Consider the following 15,849-nt stretch of genomic DNA (forward strand, 5'->3'; position numbering starts at 1 on the left):
GTACTCGCCCGGGGCGGGCTGGGGGATGTCGGTGGTGATGTCGCGGCCCTCGGCGATCCACTTGTCGCGGCCGCCGTCCAGGAGCCGGACGTCCTCGTGGCCGAAAAGCGTGAAAACCCAGAGGGCGTAAGCGGCCCACCAGTTGGACTTGTCGCCGTAGATCACCACGGTGGTGTCCCGGGAGATGCCCTTGGCGGCCGCCAGGGCCGCGAAGGCTTCACCATCGACGTAATCCCGGGTGACTTCATCGTTCAGGTCCGTATGCCAGTCGATCTTGACCGCGCCCGGAATGTGGCCGGTCTCGTACAGGAGGACGTCTTCGTCGGATTCGACAACAACCAGCTTGCCGTCGCCAAGCGCGCCGCCTTCAAGGGCTGCGGCAAGCCACTCGGTGGACACCAGGCGTTCGGGGTGGGCGTACGCGGCGAACTTTTCGTTCTGTTCAACGGGGTAGGACATTGGTATGGCCTTTCACTGACACTTTCACTGACACCGGGCGGCGCCGGGCGTTAGGACATGCCCGGGCTTTAGTCCCACAGTATCGAGGGCCGGGGACTAAAGCTCCTCCCCGTTCATATGGTGAAATATGGCCTTCATCACGTGTCCGCCCGGGGCATGGCATTGCCGGTATTCTTGCTGGGGACTTACGACACGAAGAACGGACCGCATTGGTACAGATCGAACAGCTCGCCGCGCGCACGCCGGCGGTCTCAGCGGATGAGATTCTCAAGGGTTTCTACCCTTCTCCACGGTTCGGCGAGGTGTCCTTCAAGAGCTACCGGCCTGATCCGAACCAGCCCAGCCAGGCGGCAGCGGTCAAGTCCCTGGAAGCGTTTGGGGCGACGGTCGGAGCCGGCGACGGAGACGGTCTGTTCAAGCGCCTTTTCAGCAAGAAGGCCAGCACCAGGGCCGGCATCTACCTCGACGGCGGATTCGGCGTCGGAAAGACCCACTTGCTGGCCTCCCTGTGGCACTCGGCTCCGGGTCCGAAAGCCTTCGGGACATTCGTGGAGTACACCAACCTCGTGGGCGCCCTCTCCTTCCGGAAAACCGTGGAGGCTCTGAGTAGCTACAAGCTTGTCTGCATTGACGAATTCGAGCTCGATGATCCGGGCGACACGGTGCTGATGTCCCGCCTCATGCGTGAATTGTCCGACGCCGGTGTGAAGCTCGCTGCCACATCCAACACTCTGCCTGGTTCACTGGGAGACGGCCGCTTTGCCGCCGTCGACTTCCAGCGGGAGATCCAGGTCCTTGCGGACCAGTTCGATGTTGTCAGGATCGACGGGGAAGACTTCAGGCACCGCGGCTTGCCCGCGGCTCCGGCACCCTTGAAGACCGAAGACCTCAAACGGCAGATGCACGCCGAGTTCGACGGCCAGACCGTGGCCGTGGACGACTTCCGCGGCCTGATCGACCACCTCGCCGGTGTCCACCCCAGCCGCTATCGCAAGCTGATCGCAGGCATCGATGCTGTTGTCTGGCGCGACGTCGAAACCATTACCGAGCAGGCCGTCGCCCTACGCTTCGTGGTACTGGCCGACCGCCTGTACGACAAGGACGTCCCGATCCTTGCCAGCGGTGTGCCCTTCGACAAGCTCTTCACTGAGGAAATGATGACTGGCGGGTACATGAAGAAGTACTTCCGCGCCGTGTCCCGTCTGACCGCCCTGGCGCGCGAGGGCCAAAACCACGAGCCGTCGTAGAGATTGGGGCAGGCTGCCCCACTCTACTTTTGGGGTTCCCTGTTTTTCAGGACCCAACGCACCAGGATTCCGGCGGCAAGCGCCCAGAACGCGGCGCCAATCCCGGCGAAGCTGAGGCCCGAGGCCGCGATCAGGAACGTCACGGAGGCCCCCATGCGTTCTTCGGCAATAGCCAGGGCAGAGGCGATGGCGGATGCCAGGGTGCCCAGCAGGGCCAAGCCCGCGACGGCTTCCAGGAGCCCTGGCGGTGCCGCCGCCACAACGGTCACCAACGCGGCGGAGAAGGCTGCCAGCATGAGGTAGGCCAGGCCTGACGTGAAGGCCGCGATCCAGCGCCGGCCTCGGTCCTCACCTGCCTCTTCCCCTGCCGCCAGCGCAGCGCTCAACGCCGCCAAGTTGATCGCATGCCCGCCAAAGGGAGCCCCCAGCGCGGTCCCTGCGCCGGTCACCAGCATCGACTGGCGCCACGGGACGGTGTACCCGAAGGACTTCAGCACGGCCACCCCCGGAATGTTTTGGGAAGCCATGGTGACAATGAACAACGGCAGGGCGATGCCGGCCACTGTGGTGGGAGTGAAAGCAGGGGTGGTCCACTGCAACTCAGGCAACAGTCGGTTCACAGGAATATCCACGCCGTTGACCACGATGTAGATTCCGATGACTGCGAGTGCCACCAGCAATGCGGCAGGGACCGACCAGCGGGGTGCCAGCTTCATCATGACCAGCCAGCAGAGGATCACCGGAGCCACCAAGAGGGGAGCGGTGCCCAAGGCTTTGAACGGGGCAAGGCAGAGGGACAAAAGCACTCCGGCCAGCATCGCCTGGGCGAGGGCCGTGGGAATCCTCGCCATTAGCTTGCCAAGCGCCGGAATGAGCCCGGTCAAGGCGATCAGTACACCAGCGATGAGGAAGGCGCCGACGGCGGCCGGCCACCCGCCGTCGGGCACTCCGGTTCCCGCCAGCAAAGCGGCCCCTGGCGTCGACCACGCAAGGGTGACAGGCAAGCGGGAGCGCAAGGAAAGCCAGAGCACGCCGAGCCCGAAGGCGAGGGTGAGGGCCAGGAGCCCGCTGGCGGCTTGTTCCTGGGTGGCCCCCATCGCCCGGAGGCCTGCGAGCACTACTGCGAAGGAAGAAGTAAAACCGACCAGCGCGGTCACGATTCCAGCAACAAGCGGGCGGGAGAGCTGCCGGGAGGCGGAAGCTGGACGTGGCTGTCCGGTGTGGAGTGATGACGCTGGCATAGACCATCACGTTACCGGAGCCTTGGTGCGCGTGCCGAGGCGGCAACAGTTAAACGCCAAGGGCACCGGCGGCGCCTCGCGGCGGGACCGGTGCCCCGTTGACGTAACTGTAATCGGGAGCTCTGGCCGGCAGAACCGGCTACGGAGCCTCATTGGCGGAGGGAGCTGTCCAGGCCGTAGCCCTTTCAGCGTCACCGTCGAGGTTGTCCACGAACTCGGAAGCGGCTCTCTGAACCGCATCTAGTCGTCGATAAAATCGGCGGTCTATTCGATCCCGTCCTTGATGGCTTCTTCACTGCCACCAACGAGGTCCTGAACTTTGCCCTTCAGATCGTCAAGTAATCCCACGGGCACCTCCCTTCAATCACGGAGCCAGTTCGCTCCTCCGTTCTCGATCCTAACCCGAGACCTTGGAGGTGCCAAGGGAAAATTTGACTGGAATGTCAAACGATCCTTGGAAAAGGTCACAGCTGCTTCTCGGGAGAAAGCTCCTGGTGGCGGGGGCTGTCCGGATTCATCAAGGAGTGCTTGCGACCGTAGCTGAAGTAGATGACCAGTCCGATGACCAGCCACACCACAAAACGCAGCCAGGTTTCCCAATGGAGCTGGAGCATGAGGAAGCCGGATGCGAGCATTCCGAAGGCCGGAACCACCGGCATGAACGGCAGCCGGAAGGTACGGGGCGCATTGGGCTTCTTGTAGCGGAAGATGATGACTGACAAGCACACCACCACAAACGCCGCGAGGATGCCGATATTGGTCAGGTCGGCGACGGCCTTGATGGGGAAGACGCCGGCGAGCAGCGCCGAGGCGATGCCTGCGATCCACGTGACGCGCTGCGGGGTGCCGTGCTTGTCGGTCCCCGCAAACCAGCCCGGGAGCAGGCCGTCACGGCTCATGGAGAACCAGACACGGGTGACGCCGAGCAGGAAGGTCAGCATCACGGTCAGGATGGACAGGACCGCGAATACGGAGATGATGGTGGCGATGACGGGCAATCCGACTCCGGTGAAGGCGGAGGCGAAACCGGCGGTGGGATTGATGTCCTTGTAGTTCTGCATGCCTGTAAGTACCAGGGTGGCCGCTACGTAGAGGAGCATGGCGATGACAAGCGAGAGGACGATTGCCTTGGGCATGTGCTTCTTGCCGTCCTTCGCTTCCTCCGCGGCTGTACTCATGGCGTCATAGCCGAACACTGCGAAGAAGACCGTTGCGGAGCCGGCCAGGACCGGCCCGAAGCCGCTGGGCATGAATGGGTTGTAGTTGTTGGTGTTGATGTAGAAAATGCCCAGACCGATGATGAACAGAATGAGCACCACTTTGATGGCCACCGCCACGAGTTCGAAGCGGCCAAACGCCTTGGTTCCGCGGCTCAGGATCCAGGTGACCAGCAGGCAGACCAGGATGGCCGGAAGATTGATGACCCCGCCCTTCCCCTCGTCCACGGTGGAGGTCATCCAGGTGGGCATGTGGATGCCTATTCCGGCGAGGAATGCGTCAAAGTAGCCGGAGATGCCGATCGCGACGACGGCAACGATTGCGATGTACTCCAGCAGCAGGTCCCAGCCGATGAACCATCCGATGACCTCGCCAAGGGCGACGTAGCCATAGGTGTAGGCGGATCCGGCGCGGGGGATCATCCCCGCGAATTCGGCGTAGGAGAGTGCCGCGGCCGCAGAGGCAAGGCCCGCAACCAGGAACGAGATCAGCACGGCCGGGCCGACACCCGGGGTATCCGCGCTTCCGTGCGCCACGAGCCCGGCCAAGGAGAAGATCCCGACGCCGATGATGCCGCCGACGCCGATGGCCGTCAGTTGCCAGAGGCCCAGGCTTTTGAAGAGCCCGCTGTGTTTGCTTTCCTCCTCGATGTCGTCAATGGGTTTCTTCCTCATGATCGAGCGGACGAGAGTTTGTTGATTCACCATGTGCTCCTGCGTGTGGGCGTGGACGAATTAGGCCTGAAGAAAAGTATGCGAGCTGAATCACATTGGATAAAGTGATTTTTGCTGAGTGGTATTGATCAGTTCTGCTGATCTTTCGGGTGGGCGACACAGGTAGGCGGGGCGTAGTGGGTGGCTGCGGGCACAAAAAAAGCAGCTCCGGCGGAGCTGCTTGAACGGTGTCACTGCATTTGACCAAGTGCAATTGCGATGGAGGAAATGGAGCGGACGACGAGATTCGAACTCGCGACATCCACCTTGGCAAGGTGGTGCTCTACCAGCTGAGCTACGTCCGCACATGATGGTCATCCGGCCGGGGCCGGACGTTCATCAACAAGCAAGTTGCCTTGCCTTGGTGGGCGATACTGGGATCGAACCAGTGACCTCTTCCGTGTCAGGGAAGCGCGCTACCGCTGCGCCAATCGCCCAAATGCAATCCGGCCTGGACCGGAAACCAAGGTTTTCACCGAGGTGGGTACGGGATTCGAACCCGTGTATACGGCTTTGCAGGCCGCTGCCTCGCCTCTCGGCCAACCCACCGTGTAAGCACGATTCCTGAGGCTCCAAGAAGTCAATGCCGTGACAGTGTCCTGCGAGCGGACGACGAGATTCGAACTCGCGACATCCACCTTGGCAAGGTGGTGCTCTACCAGCTGAGCTACGTCCGCATAGTCTTCTTCGGCGGCCTGCCCGCAGGGGGCATTCCGTCGCTTTCCGACGAGTAAAAACTCTATAGGAGGTTCCGGGAAACTCCAAATCGATCTGCCGGAATCGTGAGCAATGGGCGTAAGTTCCTTGAATTGGCGCGGAATTTGCGAGTTACACGCTTGTGATTCGTGGGCATTTTCCTGGTTGTTGCCTAGCCGGCCGGCCCGATACTTTCCGGATTTTTGAATTCCGGCCGGGGTCGGTTAGTCTTCTTGTGCACGGGCGATTGGCGCAGTGGTAGCGCGCTTCGTTCACACCGAAGAGGTCACTGGTTCGAACCCAGTATCGCCCACCAAAGAAACCGCAGGTCAGAGGCACTTTCCAGCCTCAATGACCTGCACCGTGCAAGATACGTGCATTAGGCACTGGCTGCGGTGGTTCAAAAGAACACCAACCTAGGAGTAACCCGTGAGCACTCCCCAGCGCCTCGAGGACTTCAAAACCAAGTTCGCCAGTACGTTGAACGGTCGGACTTGGCCGCGTGCCGCCCTAGTATCAGCTCATGGACGCACAAAGGCGGAAGCTGTTCCGGCGCATATTCTTCGACCTGAAATCGATCTGGCTTCACGGGCCACAACCAACCTCGCTGCAAATAGGCGAGATCAATCCCGAGGAATTCAACACCTGGTCGTCGGTTGCGCTTGCCTGGGGCTGGACGGCCAGAGTGGCTCGCTCATGTGAAGCGGCTATTCGCTTGTCAGACGACGGATTCGATGATGAGGCGACCCCGCTACTCCGTTCCGCCACTGAGCATGCGATGTGGTTGTGGTGGATCAGTAAAGACGGCGGCAAAGTGGTGGAGACCCTTCAACGGAAGCAAGCCACGAGCCTTCAAACCCTAATGAAAGCCCAGGAGATCGGCTGGACTCTGGATCCTCCAACTCTGGCCACTGTTGACGAAATCATCGCGCAGGCTTCGGAGCGGCACAAAGAACTTGACAACTTTGGCCGCGGCCTCGGGCATCTAGCAAAGAGGTACCCGGAAGATCTCGGAAACCTGTATCAGGGCTGGCTGATCGAAACGCAGGTTTCGCATCCCACCATCCAAAGCAGCAGAGGGTATTTTCAGGTGATTCCGGACAGTCACCCAGACGGACCCGGCTTCAGGCTGACGCGCAAGTCCACCTCGCAGCAGAACAACACTGCTGCCAAGGCGGTTATTGCGTTCCATGTTGCGCTGATCGCATTTTCTGCGGTGGCAGGGTTGGATGATTATTACTCGCCCAAGCTGAAGAGGATTGATGATCAGGTCGGTCAGTTATGACTATCAGCCCCACCTAGCGCCCGACGATCGACAAGACGGCACCGGCGAGCTGGGCCGTTGCTCCCAGGACCACAAGAGCCGCAACGCCCCGCTGATCCTTCAACAACTGGGGCAAGACCTGGGAGCGCTGTTGACCCGGAACTAGCATGCCGTCCTCAACGTACTTCGGGTTCTCTGGACTGAAGCCAACCAGCAACCAGACCGCTGCCGCAGCACTCACCGCACACCCCACCATTGCCAGCCACAAGCCAACCGATTCCACAAAATCCCCCGAATCCTTATTGCGTCCTGCTGAGCCGTCGTGGGGCAAGCATATGGGCAGTCAACTGGCACTAAGCGTCCGACAGGCCGAGCGCGGTTGTGCTCCCCAGTACCTGCTTCACCGTCGAGGCGTACCACTTCCCGCCCGCAGCAGTCGGTACAGCGCCGTCATTGAGACTCCGTGCGATTCCGGCCAGTGACGCACCGCTTTGGCGCTCTGAAACGATCCGCTGAACGGTTGCCGCGGGCAGCGAGCTTCGCCGCCCCATGTGCTTGCCCGTGGTGGCCTTGATCTTCGCCATGCCGTCTCGCGTGCGCTCCGCGATCTTCTTGCGCTCCATCTCCGCGAAGGTGCAAGTCACCTGGGCCATGGCCGCCCCGGTGATGGTGGAGGTATCAATCCCGAGGTCTAGGCAGATCAGTGCCCATCGCTGGCGGTTCGCCGTTTCCAACAATGCAGCGAAGTCCGCCACCGAACGGGAGAGCCGGTCAAGCTTGGACACTGCCAGGGCTTCAAAGGTTCCGGCCTTGAGGTCAGCGAGTGCTGCGGCGAGTACGGGCCGATTCTTCAAGCTCTTGGCAGACGCCGCCTCTTCCCGGTAGATCGTGAGATCCCAGCCGTTGCGCTTGGCTTCCGCTTCGAGTGCAGCTAGCTGTACCTCGGGGCCGATGTCTTGCTTGCTAGTGCTCACGCGCAAATATCCGACGACCTTGAGTGGCTGGGGCTGGCTGCTGTTCATGGTTCAAACATACATGAAGGGTTCCCATTGTGTATATGAGGAAACTGATCTAGTCTTCCAATGTCAGCAGATCACCGACAATCCTCAAGGGGGACAACATGAGCACCACAACACACAACGGCATCCCTGCCGGGTTCAGACCAGCCACAGCAGCAGACTTTACCGACCGCCCGGATGGCTGGGTTGGCCCCGGGATCCACGGCCCCAACCTTGTAAACGGGCGACCCGAGACTGCAGCAGTCCTAACGTGGGCTCCGGAGGGCGGCCTCACGTTCGTCCTGGATGAGGACGTTTACCCCGACGAGGATTCATACGCAGCGAAGGACGCGCTCGACCGACTGGAGGCAATGCTCGAATATGCCGCCTTGGCAGCCGAGGCTACCCCGCCCTCAGAACTGGTCCGCGCCTACCGGGCAAACGATGACAACCTCTACAATTTCGACGCTCCATGGACCGATACCCAAGACCTCATGCTGAACGATCGCGAGGAACCCACTCTGAACGCTTCCACGGTGATCGGCGGGGGCGTCCCCATCGGCGTTCATCTCACCATCTCGCTTGAAGACTTCGAGAACCTTGGCCTGGATGTCTGCGCGGAAGGCGAAAATCTAGAACTTACGGGAACGAGGGAAGAAATCGCCGCGGCGGCTGGCCTCTTCGCCGAGATGGGCGCCAAGCTAAAGGCATTCCTGAACGAGCGGCCGGCGTAGCAATGTCCATGACCACTGAGGCCTTCCGCAAGGCGGTGTACGTAATCATCGACGCCGACTTGACCGTCCCCGCAACGCGGGCCGCTGTCTTGGCGCTCATCCCGAAGGAATTCCACGCTACCCACCACAGCCGCTAGGGGTCGGTTCAAGCTTGCCTCGTCCTCCGGGTTGAATGGGGCCGGAATTCAACTCGCCGATTGGATGTATCAAAATGTTACGCCCTGGCATTCGGCATCTTTCCGGGTGAGTATTTCCGCACTGTCAGCACCGTGTTATCCGCGGCTTTTAGGGAGAAACACCCTCAAAGTGGTGCTTCAAGTACTGGTAAGTGGTAGCCGCACTGCGGTTCTTGTGAGCGCTAGTAATTGTGCTGGTCTTTTGTCCTTCTAGAGCGCGTATCTTCGTCCCTAGACATCAACAGAACCACCGAAAGAGCACTAATGACTTTCCCCGCCGAAGAGACTGCCCCTCGCACCTACAAAGTCGAAGAACTCGCCAAGATCCTGCAACTCCGGCCAGCAACAGTCCGCGCCAACGCCCGCTCAGGAGCATGGCCCTACCTCAAATTCGGGGAACGCACCATGCGCTTTACCGAGGCGCACCTAGCCACAATCCTTGCCACATCAGAAGTTGAACCACCAGCACCGCAGCCCATGCGTCGCAGGACCCGGAGGCCTTCTTTGTAAAACCTGCGCCTTAGACGCGCCTATTTCCGCGAGACAGGGATTAGCATTGCCGAAGGTCCGGCCTGGACCGACTCGCCAAATTGGGGAAAGGCAACAAATGAGTGATCCTGCAGGCTGGTACCGAGACCCGTCTAACCCGAACCAAGCGCGATACTGGGACGGCAAAGAATGGACGGGCCAAACGCATCCATTTGATCCACAAGGCGTCGGCAAGCCTTCCCAGAGCCGACCCGCCCCGCCAATGGCGCCCCAAGCAGCGAAGACGCCGGAGAAGTCAAAAGCGACCCCCAAGCAGACTGCCATAGGCTGCGGCGTATTTCTGGTGCTTGCGCTGATTTTTGGCGGTGTTATGTCCAGTTGCATGGCGAACGCTGGCAAGCAAGACACCACAAACCTTGGCGATGGTGGGCATGCAAGGGTCGCATGCCGCGGAATGGTCCAAGACAAACTGAAGGCACCCTCGACGTCCGACTTCAGCAACGAGAGTGTCTCCGGTTCGGGGACTAGCTGGACGGTCGGCGGGTCGGTCGACGCTCAGAATAGTTTCGGGGCCAAGATCCGCTCGAGCTACACGTGCTCTATCACTTACAGTCCGTCTGATCATCAGTGGAGTGGACCCGTCACCGTCGGCTAGACGTGGAACTTGCGCAGCAACTGGACCGAGTCCGCGTCTAACGCACTCTCGGGTCGATCTTCCGTCGTCGCACCCTGGATGCTTCCACCCAGACCTCTTTGCGGCCCTCGTAATAATCCATCGGCCAGGGCATTGACACCAGCACGTGCGCCTTCGTCCACCCGTAAGCAAAGGCCGGCACCTCATGACTTTCACTGTTGTCGTAATCCAGCATCACGAACACGGGCAGCGGCTCCTTGGGCCTCGTCGCGGCTTCAACGGCAGCCGGATCCACAGGCGGCACGACGGGAGTTACCTTGCGCGATTGGGGCGGACCCCAGAACTTCTTTTCCTCCACAGCCCGAGTCTGCCACCGAGGGCAGACAATCGGGGGTCACGTCCGGCAATGACGTTGGCCTCGCGGAAAGGTAGCCCCCACGGGGTGAGGAAATGGGGAACTTGTGGACGTTGGCTAGCTTGTACACCCCCTTAGGCGCCCGGGATAGTCTTGCGCACAAGTGTCCGGGCGAGAAACATTGGCCGGACGATCAAAGACTGAGCCGAGAGCTGAGATCGGGGGCGAACTTGGACGGACAGCAGTGGATCTGGGTGGCGGCGGTGCTGGTAAGCGCGGCGACGCTAGCCTTTGTTATGGCCTTTGGGCGCCGGTGAACAGTGAAGGGTCGCCCGCACGGCGTGGGTGACCCTTCAGGCTGTTCTAGCGTGCACTTAGGCGGGGACATCGAACGGCTGGCCTTCTGGCTTGGACGGCAGGACGAGTTTCCGCTGACGTGAAGGCGGCCCGAAATAGATTCCGGACCGCCTTCTAGCTCTCGGTTCTACGGGGCAAAGGCCCATCCGAGGTACCCCGGAGGCCAGGTGATGTTTTTGACGCTAATGGGCTGCCCAGGTTCCAAGGTAGTGATGACCTGGCCGTTTCCGATGGAAACAGCCACGTGCCCGTTTCCTGCGTCCCATCGCGGAGAGGAGTAGTACACGAGCGCGCCGGCCGGTGCGTTCTTGTCAGTGTGGATCCGGCCCCGAGTTGCCTGCCATCTGTAGTTGGAGATGGCGTTAGGGAACGTGAAACTGTTACCGAAAGCTCTTGCTGCGAATACCTCGCACAGGCCCCCGAGACTCTTGTTGCCGATCATGGAGTGCGCGTAGGCGACAGCCTTTGCCTCACGGCTACCGCCCGAGGGTGAGGGCGCGGGTGCGGGTGCGGGCTGGTCGCAAGGAGGGACGATTGGATTGGCTGATCCGGTGATGACAAATGCATCTGCGGCATAGCCGATCCGGCCGCCGCCAAGGTCGACCCTGTCCCAGATGTTGCTTGCCCCCCACGGTCCTTGAACATTCGCTCCGCGCACGTAGCAGAGGAGGTTAACGGAACCGCCCTTCGGGATCGTGCCCACAACTGATGCTGATACCTGTGGTGACGACCGCACGTTGAGCGAGTAGCTTTTTCCGAGCCTTCCTGTGGCAGCGTCCGCCGGTGCGGCGAAGACCGCGCCGCCGGCGGCCAAGGCGACTGTTACGGCGCCGGCCGCCAACACACGTTTGAATCGTGTTTTAGTAAACATAGTGCCCCCATGATCTGCGTGGTCCCCAGCGAACGACGCAGTTCAGAGCTTGGCACGCGGAAAGCATCACCGGAAGTGTTGAAGAACAATCTTGACGGAAAATTAAAGATGCCTAATGGCGCTCAGCGACGCAGAGTCGGGCGTTATCGACGCAGTATCTCGATCTTTTCCGAACAAGCAGTCGATGGCGACGGATATCCATCGACGTATATGGCAGCGAGAGCAAACCTTCGGGAGCCCGTTGTCTTGGTTGGGATGGCACCGTGTCTGTCGGGGCGACATTGTAGGAAGGCTGAAGTTCATCGACGTAAGACTCGTGCACATCGAAGGCAGCCATGAGGTCGGCAGCCGATTTCGAAACAACGTAGCGTCCGCACATGCGACCATTGTGCCCCGTAGCGACGGCAATGGTCCCCATGTGGCGACGGCCGGGCAGGCGCGGCCTCCCCGCCATGAATCTGCCCTAGGTGCGGGCTTTCTATTGCCCGTCGCCAAGCCCGCACGTAGCATCATTTCGGTTGGATGCGCCGTCACCGTGCGGCCGCCTTCCTAGGAATTATCCGAGGCAATTCAGGAGGATCGATGGGGGCAACGCTGCCTTTCAAATGCCCAGTTGAAGGATGCGACTACACGACCAGCTTCAGGCTCGGGATGGGCGAGGAAGAAGACGGCGCGGCCCACGCGGAGCGGTTCGCTCTGCTCCGGAAGGAACATCCGAAGCTCCCAGCGGCAACGGCTCCCGCCATCACTGTCGGAGAGGCTTTCCCGCTGGGAGCTTCGGATGTCGGCGACTGCCCATCCATGCATGTCGACAGTCTTGGATTCTCCGCTGCCTGCGTCCTAGATCGTGAGCACCGTGGCCAGCATGTTGCAAGCGACGGCCGCAACGTAGTCGAGGTCTGGGATTAGTCTCATGTCAGGCGCTCGGGAGATTACGTGGGTATGCAGCGCGTGCGGCAAGGAGGTCGCCGATGGGTCGGGTTACCTCACTGTGGACAATTCGGCGGTAAACCGAGCGGAGTTAGCTCAGAAGGAGTGGGAAAAACAACGCCCACCAGGCGCCTTCGGTGAACGCGTAATCAGCTTTGGGGAACTGATGCAGCAACCAGAGGATGTCCCGTGGCAGGTCTATCACTCAGCCTGTGATCCCACTCCCGATAGCGGCAGCTATACCGTTGACGTATCTCGCGCGAGGACACCTCTTCAACTCCTTTCATGGACTCTCCATTTCATGGACACGAAGAATTGGATCAAGCACACAAACTGGACGGAATTCGTTTCAAAAGTTTCGGGTGCGGACGTTTCTCTAGCCTAGGTGCCGCGAGTCCAGCGTCCGAGGCGATTTCAAGAGAATCTCACGGCCAAGAAAAAATTGCCTTGCCTCGTGGTTTGTAACGCGAGGCAAGGCAATTTTTGTGTTCCAAATTGTCAGCCCGTCGCCGCTGACGGTGGCTTGTGGCGCGGTGTTCCCGCCTTGTATCCAGCGAGCAGCACCTCGATATCGTGCCGCAAGCGGGCATCCGTATCACTAGAGCTGTCAGCGGGGAGTGCTTCGAGCAGCGCTTCGAGCTGGGTCATGACCTCGGCCACGTTCGCCTTGGTCAGCGGTGCCATCGCTGCCTGAATTTGCTGCATGGCACTCATTGTCCTCCATGGTCCCTTGCGGGGAAAAGGATCCCGTGAGATGCCAGCCACTTCTCCTGCGCGTCCAGCACATTCTCAAAGAACGTGGCGATGTCGGGGGTAACGCCCTCTGGTGTCGCTTTGATCAGGTCAAACTGTTTCTGAAGCTGCCCGATCAGTTCGTAGTGGTCGGCTAACGCCGCCTTCTGCGCGGCCGTTTGCTCGTCGGCTGGCGTTGCTTCATTCATTTCTTGATTGCTCATTGGGTTGAGGTTCCTTCATTGGTTGGTTGGCCTCCGGGCGTGTGCGACCGGTGGTCAGGTAAGTATGTCTTTGTAAATTCATTGGACAAAGTGGTTTTAATTTGGGGCGTCGATGGATACGCTGTGGTTATGGAGACGAAAACGGCCTTGGCCGCTTTGGGCGGCGGTGCTGCAGTCCTGCTCGTTGGCGGCCTGACCTTCGGCTTGGTCGCTACAGCGAACGCGGACACGACAACCAGCCCGGCAGTGGCCACCGCGACGCCTACGAACATTGTGACCCCGGCAGCCACGGTCACCACAGCGCCCTCTCCGGACCCTGCTGCACCGACGCCAGCGCCCGGAACTGTAACGGTCTCGGTCGCTCCCGCCGCGCCAGTTGATGCCCCAGTTGCCCCAGCGCCGGCCGAGCCTGTCGTTCCCATTCAGACACCCGCGCCGGTAGTAGTTGCCCCCGCGCCGATCAGCGAGCCCATACCGCCCGCGCCGAGGGATGTAGGGACGGGTCCGGTCATCGTCGTCACGCCCCCGCCAAGCCTGGCTGCGGGAACGACAAGCACTAACCTCGTCAAGCCGGGACCCCCACCGGCTCCTGGGCGCTAGGCTGTAGATGGCGGCGCCGTGTGCGCCGCCATTCTTGTGTCCGACGAGGGGTCTGCGGGGGATGGTGGTGGCGTGGTGTCTTTCACGGAGACAACTTCGAAGTCGATCGGCTCGGCTGGATTCGTTGATTGGCGCACGGCCTTGACCAGCCAATCCACTTCCTGCCCGGCAGCCCCGTAGACCGTGAAGCTGCCCGCACTGATCCGGCCTGCCGAGACGGGAACCGTAGCCCGACCGATGGCCGTCACTTGAACGCTCCGGTTGTCCGGGTAAGTGAGGGCCTCGAAGTAGTCCGGCAGGGTAACGACGGCCTGGCCGTTGGCGTCCAGGGTGATGGTGCCCCAGTATTCGACGCCGTTGTGCGGGGACTCGGTTGAAGCGTGTTTGAGCATGTACCCCGGCCTCGTCGGGTGGTCCATGACAAAGTTCTTCGTGCCGGAAACCGTCAGCCCGCCGATGACCAGCACGGGGCCAGCGGCCGCTGTCGTGTAGACCCCCGCGGTCCCAGCCCAGTTGCCGAGGTAGAACGTTCCGTTGTTGGCGACGTTCAGGTACGCGGCGCCCGCACCCGTGGTGTCATAGGCCTTCGCCCAAGCGCCGCTGTCCTTGGCTGACAGTATGGCGCTCGAGGACGCGTTCGTTGTGGTCTGCGGCCCCTGCAAAATCAGCTCGTTGTACGACTGGAAGAGCATGCCAGGGTAGGACTGGACGCCGCCCCCATCAGTCGTCGAGAACTCGATAAGGGGGACCGTGGATCCGATGTCCGCGCCGCCACTGATCGAGACCTGCCCTACTTGCCCGATCGCGAAGAGTGTCCCCGTGTTTGTGTCGAGGTGGATGACCTCCGTCCCTGCCGGGTTGAACAGGTGGAGACCGTTGATATCTGTCGACAGGCCCTTTCCGCCGTCCTGTCCTGTCGACGCGTGCCGCAGGATCGGCTGAGTTGATAGGTCGCGGATGTTGCGTTCGATCTGGTCGAGGCGTTGGGGCAAATCCATGCCCATGCCGAGGATCGCGTTCACCATGCGGTGGATTCCTTAAAAGTAGTCAGAGTAGGTACGAAAAAGGCCCCCACGTGATGGTGGGGGCCTTATGGGTGAAACTATTTTGAGTTAGGGCACTAGGCCGTTGTTGTGGACACGGCGTTTGAGATGGGAGGTCCCTTTAGACTGCCCTGCCGCATGCTGTCGAACCTATACTGCGGGATCGGGTACCCGGCGTATGTCATCCATATCCTCGAGTACTTCCTGGATGGAAATTCCCTCAGAGCCTTTCGTCACATGAGCGGCCCAAAACATTGCGGCACCTACCACGAGTCCGGCGAGACCGAGGGCAAAGATCGCCGGCCAAACCCATGCGAAGTCCGGTCGCTGCGGGTCAGGCAAGACGCGATAAGCAGGTTCCCAAGAGATGCCACCGAAAGCCGCAGAGACCACGACGCCAACGCATGCCCATCCAACCGCAGCGAATTCCCGCCGCTGCTTCTGTATCGAGTCTATTCGTCGTCGAATCCTTGCCCAGTCCTTTTCGCGAACCACGAAGGTGGCCTCCTTTTGCATCTCAAGGGTGAATTTTTGCTCGTAAGAAATCGACAGGCCCGGCTCACTCATGTGCACTGTCCACATATTCTGACTGGACGACCACACCGGAGAGAACTGCATTGAATAGGTGGATGTAGCCGCAGTTGGTACAGATCACCTGCACTGCTGGGTATGTTCCCGATGTGCCGATGACCAGATTCCCGCCTTGGTATGGGCGCAGCTCTATGACGCCTTCAACGGACCAGTTCTGGGTCATGCAAATCGGGCATGCCTTAGCTCCTGTCCACTTGGAGTGGGACTGCCCCCGGTTTTGTTGACTCCTTGACCTAGCGAGCTGGTGCTCGTGGAAGGATGTTGACCATGCCGACGG

Annotated in this window: 20 protein-coding genes and 5 tRNA genes; 9 read left to right on the forward strand and 16 right to left on the reverse strand. The window is 60.7% G+C overall.

Going from position 1 to position 15,849, the window contains the following annotated elements; all coding sequences use genetic code 11:
- On the reverse strand, nucleotides 1–459 hold a 459-nt coding region (locus tag AC3WJM_RS22180; protein WP_492272963.1), incomplete at its 3' end, for a sulfurtransferase.
- A 209-nt stretch (nucleotides 460–668) separates the two neighbouring features.
- Here AC3WJM_RS22180 and zapE point away from each other — a divergent pair.
- On the forward strand, nucleotides 669–1,706 hold the full coding sequence (gene zapE / locus AC3WJM_RS22185; protein WP_284990696.1) for a cell division protein ZapE: 1,038 nt from the start codon (nucleotides 669–671) through the stop codon (nucleotides 1,704–1,706).
- Between the two features lie 23 nt (nucleotides 1,707–1,729).
- On the opposite strand, the gene AC3WJM_RS22190 is transcribed toward zapE, so the two are convergent.
- The 6 genes from AC3WJM_RS22190 to AC3WJM_RS22215 form a co-directional block, all read right to left on the reverse strand.
- Nucleotides 1,730–2,947 (reverse strand): benzoate/H(+) symporter BenE family transporter, encoded by a 1,218-nt coding sequence (locus AC3WJM_RS22190; protein ID WP_492272964.1) that lies wholly within the window; start codon nucleotides 2,945–2,947, stop codon nucleotides 1,730–1,732.
- Between the two features lie 464 nt (nucleotides 2,948–3,411).
- Complete coding sequence (locus AC3WJM_RS22195; protein WP_441437381.1) at nucleotides 3,412–4,839, reverse strand: amino acid permease; 1,428 nt, start codon at nucleotides 4,837–4,839, stop codon at nucleotides 3,412–3,414.
- A gap of 268 nt (nucleotides 4,840–5,107) precedes the next feature.
- A tRNA-Gly gene (locus tag AC3WJM_RS22200) sits at nucleotides 5,108–5,183 on the reverse strand.
- A 57-nt stretch (nucleotides 5,184–5,240) separates the two neighbouring features.
- Nucleotides 5,241–5,315: transfer RNA gene (locus AC3WJM_RS22205), tRNA-Val, on the reverse strand.
- Between the two features lie 41 nt (nucleotides 5,316–5,356).
- A tRNA-Cys gene (locus AC3WJM_RS22210) sits at nucleotides 5,357–5,427 on the reverse strand.
- 55 nt (nucleotides 5,428–5,482) lie between these two features.
- A tRNA-Gly gene (locus AC3WJM_RS22215) sits at nucleotides 5,483–5,555 on the reverse strand.
- Between the two features lie 260 nt (nucleotides 5,556–5,815).
- Between AC3WJM_RS22215 and AC3WJM_RS22220 the strand changes: the two genes are divergently transcribed.
- Together AC3WJM_RS22220 and AC3WJM_RS22225 are read left to right on the forward strand one after the other, a co-directional pair.
- Nucleotides 5,816–5,890 (forward strand) — tRNA-Val (locus AC3WJM_RS22220).
- Between the two features lie 207 nt (nucleotides 5,891–6,097).
- Nucleotides 6,098–6,859, forward strand: a complete 762-nt coding sequence (locus AC3WJM_RS22225; RefSeq protein WP_492272965.1) for a DUF5677 domain-containing protein — start codon at nucleotides 6,098–6,100, stop codon at nucleotides 6,857–6,859.
- Nucleotides 6,860–6,872: 13 nt separating this feature from the next.
- On the opposite strand, the gene AC3WJM_RS22230 is transcribed toward AC3WJM_RS22225, so the two are convergent.
- Both AC3WJM_RS22230 and AC3WJM_RS22235 read right to left on the reverse strand, forming a co-directional pair.
- Nucleotides 6,873–7,121, reverse strand: coding sequence for a hypothetical protein (locus AC3WJM_RS22230; RefSeq protein WP_492272966.1), 249 nt, complete (start codon nucleotides 7,119–7,121; stop codon nucleotides 6,873–6,875).
- A 70-nt stretch (nucleotides 7,122–7,191) separates the two neighbouring features.
- A complete protein-coding gene (locus AC3WJM_RS22235) occupies nucleotides 7,192–7,860 on the reverse strand; it encodes a recombinase family protein (protein WP_492272967.1) in 669 nt (222 codons plus the stop codon).
- A 98-nt stretch (nucleotides 7,861–7,958) separates the two neighbouring features.
- Between AC3WJM_RS22235 and AC3WJM_RS22240 the strand changes: the two genes are divergently transcribed.
- From AC3WJM_RS22240 to AC3WJM_RS22255, 4 genes are all read left to right on the forward strand, one after another.
- Nucleotides 7,959–8,570: a hypothetical protein gene (locus AC3WJM_RS22240; protein ID WP_492272968.1), complete on the forward strand. Its 612-nt coding sequence runs from the start codon at nucleotides 7,959–7,961 to the stop codon at nucleotides 8,568–8,570.
- A gap of 8 nt (nucleotides 8,571–8,578) precedes the next feature.
- Entirely contained in the window at nucleotides 8,579–8,707 is a 129-nt protein-coding gene (locus AC3WJM_RS22245; RefSeq protein WP_492272969.1) for a hypothetical protein, read from the forward strand.
- A gap of 303 nt (nucleotides 8,708–9,010) precedes the next feature.
- Nucleotides 9,011–9,256, forward strand: a complete 246-nt coding sequence (locus AC3WJM_RS22250; protein WP_492272970.1) for a hypothetical protein — start codon at nucleotides 9,011–9,013, stop codon at nucleotides 9,254–9,256.
- Between the two features lie 97 nt (nucleotides 9,257–9,353).
- Nucleotides 9,354–9,890 carry a DUF2510 domain-containing protein gene (locus AC3WJM_RS22255; protein ID WP_492272971.1) on the forward strand — a complete coding sequence of 179 codons (537 nt, stop codon included), beginning with the start codon at nucleotides 9,354–9,356 and terminating at the stop codon, nucleotides 9,888–9,890.
- A 37-nt stretch (nucleotides 9,891–9,927) separates the two neighbouring features.
- Here AC3WJM_RS22255 and AC3WJM_RS22260 read toward each other — a convergent pair whose 3' ends face one another.
- The 3 genes from AC3WJM_RS22260 to AC3WJM_RS22270 form a co-directional block, all read right to left on the reverse strand.
- Complete coding sequence (locus AC3WJM_RS22260; RefSeq protein WP_492272972.1) at nucleotides 9,928–10,227, reverse strand: hypothetical protein; 300 nt, start codon at nucleotides 10,225–10,227, stop codon at nucleotides 9,928–9,930.
- A gap of 481 nt (nucleotides 10,228–10,708) precedes the next feature.
- On the reverse strand, nucleotides 10,709–11,452 hold the full coding sequence (locus AC3WJM_RS22265) for an SH3 domain-containing protein (RefSeq protein ID WP_492272973.1): 744 nt from the start codon (nucleotides 11,450–11,452) through the stop codon (nucleotides 10,709–10,711).
- A 112-nt stretch (nucleotides 11,453–11,564) separates the two neighbouring features.
- Entirely contained in the window at nucleotides 11,565–11,906 is a 342-nt protein-coding gene (locus AC3WJM_RS22270; protein WP_492272974.1) for an SOS response-associated peptidase family protein, read from the reverse strand.
- Nucleotides 11,907–12,103: 197 nt separating this feature from the next.
- Here AC3WJM_RS22270 and AC3WJM_RS22275 point away from each other — a divergent pair, with 197 nt between their 5' ends.
- Nucleotides 12,104–12,361, forward strand: coding sequence for a hypothetical protein (locus tag AC3WJM_RS22275; RefSeq protein WP_492272975.1), 258 nt, complete (start codon nucleotides 12,104–12,106; stop codon nucleotides 12,359–12,361).
- 519 nt (nucleotides 12,362–12,880) lie between these two features.
- On the opposite strand, the gene AC3WJM_RS22280 is transcribed toward AC3WJM_RS22275, so the two are convergent.
- Both AC3WJM_RS22280 and AC3WJM_RS22285 read right to left on the reverse strand, forming a co-directional pair.
- Nucleotides 12,881–13,087 (reverse strand): hypothetical protein, encoded by a 207-nt coding sequence (locus AC3WJM_RS22280; protein WP_492272976.1) that lies wholly within the window; start codon nucleotides 13,085–13,087, stop codon nucleotides 12,881–12,883.
- Nucleotides 13,088–13,092: 5 nt separating this feature from the next.
- Entirely contained in the window at nucleotides 13,093–13,338 is a 246-nt protein-coding gene (locus AC3WJM_RS22285; RefSeq protein ID WP_492272977.1) for a hypothetical protein, read from the reverse strand.
- A gap of 129 nt (nucleotides 13,339–13,467) precedes the next feature.
- Here AC3WJM_RS22285 and AC3WJM_RS22290 point away from each other — a divergent pair, with 129 nt between their 5' ends.
- Nucleotides 13,468–13,938, forward strand: a complete 471-nt coding sequence (locus AC3WJM_RS22290; protein WP_492272978.1) for a hypothetical protein — start codon at nucleotides 13,468–13,470, stop codon at nucleotides 13,936–13,938.
- Here the strand turns inward: AC3WJM_RS22290 and AC3WJM_RS22295 are convergent.
- Both AC3WJM_RS22295 and AC3WJM_RS22300 read right to left on the reverse strand, forming a co-directional pair.
- Entirely contained in the window at nucleotides 13,935–14,963 is a 1,029-nt protein-coding gene (locus AC3WJM_RS22295; protein WP_492272979.1) for a hypothetical protein, read from the reverse strand. The genes AC3WJM_RS22290 and AC3WJM_RS22295 overlap by 4 nt on opposite strands.
- 168 nt (nucleotides 14,964–15,131) lie before the next feature.
- A complete protein-coding gene (locus tag AC3WJM_RS22300; protein WP_492272980.1) occupies nucleotides 15,132–15,548 on the reverse strand; it encodes a hypothetical protein in 417 nt (138 codons plus the stop codon).
- Nucleotides 15,549–15,849 lie beyond the last annotated feature (301 nt).

Source organism: Arthrobacter sp. FW306-1B-G06A (genome assembly GCF_058781765.1).